The sequence below is a fragment of the Nostoc cf. edaphicum LEGE 07299 genome, assembly GCF_015207245.1.
GTDB lineage: Bacteria > Cyanobacteriota > Cyanobacteriia > Cyanobacteriales > Nostocaceae > Nostoc > Nostoc edaphicum_B.
Window position 1 is genome coordinate 1 of record NZ_JADEXF010000528.1, and the last position, 4,105, is coordinate 4,105.

A 4,105-nucleotide genomic window follows, 5' to 3' on the forward strand; every position below is an offset into this window, starting at 1 on the left:
GGGGAAAGACTTACTGCAACTTCTCCCCTGCTCCCCTGCTCCCCTGCACAAGCGCAGGCTTTGAGAGGTGTGGTGAGAAATCCGGGTTAAAAACCTTATTTTTTCATTGCTCCTATGAGGAGAGGTTCGTCTAGCGCAAAAATTCAGCAAGTTGTTCTAGTTTTGTCCAAGCCGCGCCGCTTTGCAGAATTTCCTTAGCAAGGGTAATACCTTTAACACAACCTGCTAAAACATCAGTTTCCTTATGAATGGCTTCACCAACTTGCAGTGCTAGGGCTGTATTTAAAGCGACGACATCTTGCTGCGCTTGAGTGCCTTTACCTTGGAGAACTGCTTTCAAAATTTCCGCATTTTCTTCGACATCTCCACCGTGCAACGCCGCAGTTGGTGCAAAACTCAAACCCAGTTCTTGAGGATTGAGCGTTAGAGAGCGGACTTTTTTATCCTGGAGTACAGCTAAGTCAGTGACATTTGCTAAACCAGCTTCATCTAAACGTTCCCGTCCGTGGAGGGCGATCGCTTGCTGACATCCCAATTGGGATAAAGCTTGAACAATCTCTTCTAGTAAAAGCGGATCGTTGACACCAATAATTTGCCCTGTCGGCCGCATGGGATTTACTAGCGGGCCGAGCAAGTTAAAAACAGTCCGCACTTTCAAAGTTTTTCGCAAAGTAGCGATCGCTTTAAGTGCAGGATGCCAACCTGGAGCAAACAAAAAGGTGATTCCAACTTCATCCACTGCGGCTTGCACTTTTTCTGGAGTGGCGTTGAGATTTATACCCAAAGCTTCCAGCACATCAGCCGAACCAGTCTTGCTAGATGCCGAACGATTGCCATGTTTGGCAACTTTTACCCCGGCGGCGGCGGCGACAAAAGCGACAGCAGTGGAAATATTAAAGGTGGAAGCGCCATCTCCGCCAGTTCCGCAGGTGTCAATTAGAGTGCTGAGTGCTGAGTGCTGAGTGCTGAGTGGGGAACTTTGGGATTGTAAAACAGTGGCCATGCCTACTAATTCTTCGGCGGATACGCCTTTAGCTTGGATTGCGGCTAAAATCGCTCCTGAGAGGACATCAGGAATGGCATCTGTGAGCCAACCCTGCATCAGATCCGCAGCTTGGGGAACCGTCAACGATTGCCGATTCAACAACTGTTGCAATAAACCTGGCCAGTTGTAGAACTCAGAAGGGATGGAGATTTTATCGGGTGGAGTTTGCGTTACAGCGATCATATTCATTGGTCATTCACGAAGGACAAATGACAAAGGACAAAGGACAAATGACTAATAGACAAGAAGAGAAAATTAAGGAATTAGGACTTTGGCGACGGTTTGCACATCTTTGTCACCTCTGCCGGAACAATTGATGACGATGCGGGGGTTGCCTTCTAATTGAGGACAAAGGGTTTCGAGATATGCGATCGCATGAGCAGTTTCTAAGGCTGGAATAATCCCTTCGAGTTGCGAAAGCCTTTGGAACGCTTCTAATGCCTGTTTATCAGTCACACTGTAATACTCGGCGCGACCAAGATCCATTAAATAACTATGCTCAGGGCCAACGCCAGGATAGTCTAATCCGGCACTAATTGAATGGGCTTCGATTACTTGACCGTCATCATCTTGCAGTAAATAGCTCATTGCACCGTGCAATACACCTATTTTTCCTTTTGTCAAGGTAGCAGCGTGTTTTTCTGTGTTTACACCTTCACCCGCAGCTTCCACTCCGATTAGGCGCACCGAAGGTTCATGCACAAACTCATTGAATAAGCCGATCGCGTTGGAACCTCCACCCACGCAAGCCAGTAAAATATCTGGTAGTCCTCCCCATTTTTCCTGAGCTTGAGCGCGAGTTTCTATACCAATTATCACGTGAAAATCACGGACAATCATCGGGTAGGGATGAGGCCCAGCAACAGAACCCAGGATGTAATGAGTTGTTTCTACATTCGTCACCCAATCCCGAATTGCTTCAGAAGTCGCATCCTTGAGAGTTCCTGTACCTGCCTCTACTGGTCGAACTTCTGCACCCATTAATTTCATGCGAAACACATTCAGGGCTTGGCGTTCCATATCGTGGACGCCCATATAAATTACACATTTAAAACCAAACCTAGCACATACAGTTGCAGTTGCTACGCCATGTTGACCTGCACCTGTCTCGGCAATAATCCGTTGCTTACCCATGCGCTTGGCTAGCAAAACCTGAGCCAAAGCATTATTTATTTTGTGAGCGCCTGTATGATTTAAATCTTCGCGCTTTAAATAAATTTGCGCTCCCGTGCCATCTGGTCTAGCGTAATTTGCTGTCAGGCGTTCAGCAAAATATAATGGGCTGGGTCGTCCTACATAATCACGCATTAAGTTTTGCAGTTCTGCTTGGAAACTCGGCTCATTGCGATATTGTTGATACGCCGCTTCCAATTCACTTAATGCAGGCATTAAGGTTTCCGGGACATATTTACCGCCGAATTTTCCAAACCTACCCAAAGAATCTGGTTGTTGAGTTGCAATCTTGATGTCTTGTATGCTTACCACTGTTTAAAATCCTTTTACGTTCAAGTATTTTTTACTTTCGTTCTAACTTTTTAGAACTTATCCCACAGTTGAAGAAAGAGACTTGGGGACAAGGGGACAAGGGGACAAGGGGACAAGGGGACAAGGGGAGAAATCAGACTCTTATTCAGACCCCGCCTGAAACACAGTCCACCTTCATTGGTGGGGGTCTTAAACCCTTGGGCATCGATGCACAACTTGGAGATGGGGAGACAATTCCCCTTGTCCCCTTGCCGACAACATCCCCTTGTCCTCTTTGATAAAATTCTTTTCGCGTTTCCTTTTCACGGGTTTCGTAGGTATAGCCCAATTCCCTGTGATTCAAAACGTCTATAGGGCGCACCAAATCGTCGGAGTTAAAATTTGGTAATAGGGGTACTAAATCTCCTAACGCGGTAGCTTTGGGGGTAGACATACCACCGTCCCAAGGCCACATTAGGTCTTTAAGGTTGTGTCCGTAAGCCTGACCATCACTAGGATAAAAATGGCTACCTTTATGACCGTTTTCTTGCCATTGGGCCCAAAGGCGGTCTGCGTTCGCATGATGCAACCAAAATACTGGATCATAAGGCGAACTTGGTATATTGCTCATAGTACCCAAGCCCTTAAACTTTACGGGTCTTGTGCTTGCGTCTATCTGCACCCCACCAACTAAACCATGAATGTAGTTGTGTATAAATCCTCCTGGCGTGACTTTACCCTGCTCATCTACAGAGATAAATCCTTCCAAAGCGGGGCGAAATAGAGAATAGTTATTAAGACTTAGGGCACGCTCAACATCTTTTTTGGGTACAGGGTAATCAGTCGCAGGAGGTAGCTGTAGAAAGCGGACAAGTGATGTACCTAATGATGTGTTGGTATCTTGGTCAATGTTTAATGCTGGATTCATAACCCAGCCATTTGCAGCAGAAAAAGCCCCAGGCACAGGCCCGCCTGTAAAGTTTCCTTGATTTGGAATTTTGATGGTTACTCCTTGACCGTTAGAACCAAGAAAGTCATCATTAAAAATTACATCAAGTGCTTTGGCATCTGTCCAATCCCAGTATGGCAGAGTAACAGTTGGGTCTACTGCTTGCAAAGCTTGTTCAAATCTGCGGATATATTCTCGATGCCAAGGGAAAAATGCGGCATTTTCATGAGCAAGTTCTTGGACGGAACCATCGGAATGTCCTTTATGGTTATGAATCAAGCGTGTTGCCCCTATATGTATGGCAACGAATTGGTCGTAAATACTGACCTTGCTACCTGGGGGTATGACAGTTTTTAAGGTTTTGATAGCCTTAACGAAGGCTGTTTTCTCTGCTGATGTTAGGTCAGTTACGTTCTTTCTTACAGCTAGGTGAGCGTATTGTCCTGGAAGATTATGATTCCAATGGTATTTGTATTGTCCCTTGTCAAGGCGATCGTGGGCGAAAACTGTAAGCGCACAGGCGGTAACTAGAAGTACGCTATAAATTAATATTTTGACAGATTTCAGCAGGGATTTCATTATCTTAATGCAAGCAGAGGTGCAGGGGGCAGAGGGGCGCTAGGTGTGTGTATACACATGTCTCTTAT

At 45.9% G+C, this 4,105-nt stretch carries 3 protein-coding genes; all 3 read right to left on the reverse strand.

All coding sequences use genetic code 11. The features are described 5' to 3' along the window. Positions 1-130: 130 nt before the first annotated feature. On the reverse strand, positions 131-1,228 hold the full coding sequence (trpD, locus tag IQ229_RS16190) for an anthranilate phosphoribosyltransferase (RefSeq protein WP_194045360.1): 1,098 nt from the start codon (positions 1,226-1,228) through the stop codon (positions 131-133). 72 nt (positions 1,229-1,300) lie between these two features. Then, positions 1,301-2,530 carry a tryptophan synthase subunit beta gene (trpB, locus tag IQ229_RS16195; RefSeq protein WP_194045356.1) on the reverse strand — a complete coding sequence of 410 codons (1,230 nt, stop codon included), beginning with the start codon at positions 2,528-2,530 and terminating at the stop codon, positions 1,301-1,303. 145 nt (positions 2,531-2,675) lie between these two features. Beyond that, positions 2,676-4,037 carry a tyrosinase family protein gene (locus IQ229_RS16200; RefSeq protein WP_194045358.1) on the reverse strand — a complete coding sequence of 454 codons (1,362 nt, stop codon included), beginning with the start codon at positions 4,035-4,037 and terminating at the stop codon, positions 2,676-2,678. Between the last annotated feature and the right edge of the window lie 68 nt (positions 4,038-4,105).